At 69.9% G+C, this 881-nt stretch carries 1 protein-coding gene; it reads left to right on the forward strand.

What is annotated here, in order from left to right; all coding sequences use genetic code 11:
* Nucleotides 1–250: 250 nt before the first annotated feature.
* Nucleotides 251–880, forward strand: coding sequence for a hypothetical protein (locus DD1DGNOD_RS19600; RefSeq protein WP_131770774.1), 630 nt, complete (start codon nt 251–253; stop codon nt 878–880).
* Nucleotide 881 lies beyond the last annotated feature (1 nt).

Here is an 881-nt window from a genome sequence, read left to right on the forward strand (position 1 = left end):
CCACGGGTCCCGGGTCACCCGGCCACGGGTCCCGGGTCACCCGGCATGCTCACGTGACATAAACCCATCCCTACGCCTGCGCTCATCATCGACGTGAGTGGCTCGCCATCGACGTGAGTGTAGGGCCCGGCGGACGGCGTCCGCCGATACCGCGCGGATCACATGTGCTCGCGTGGGACGACGTGCCTGTTAGGGCGATTTGCCAACCCCTGTCCGTACGTGTAATGGGCTGAGGTTATCCTCACACCTGATGCTGACAGACAGCGGACCGCCACGGCACGCCGGGTGTCTGTTGGTTGCTGCCGTCATCGCGGTGGCGGCCGGTTGTGGTGGCGGCGTGGCCACCACAGGCGCCTCGGCTCCGCCCAAGGCGGGAACGCTCGGCTCGGCGGGCCAGGCGGGCGGGTCGGCCTCCGGCGATCCGCTCACGACCGCCTCCGCGCCGCAGGCGGCAGCGACGCCGTCCGCGCAGCAGACCGCCGACCCGATCCGGACGGCGCTGGCAACGGTCCAGGCGTACTTCACAGAGATCAACAAGGCCAGTCGGGAGGGACGGGTGGCAGAGGTGAGCCTGACAGCCATGCCGGGATGCCAGACGTGCATGCTCGACATCGGCGTCACCCGCGATTTCCACGACCAGGGCGGACACGCCGACGTGGACCCACTCGACGTCAGCCCGGTCACCATGGGCCCGCGCGGGGAGAAGACCATCACCGCGCAGACGACCGTGGCGATCAGGACCGTCCGGCTCCTGGACGCTGCCGGCAACACCGTCAGGACCTATCCCGCCCAGCCGGCCCGCGCCGCCACCGCGATGCTGGTGCTGGGCGCCGGGGGCTGGCGTATCGAGAACTTCCTGTACTCCACGGGGTCGTCGTGAC

This window comes from Candidatus Protofrankia californiensis, from assembly GCF_900634765.1.
GTDB lineage: Bacteria > Actinomycetota > Actinomycetes > Frankiales > Frankiaceae > Protofrankia > Protofrankia californiensis.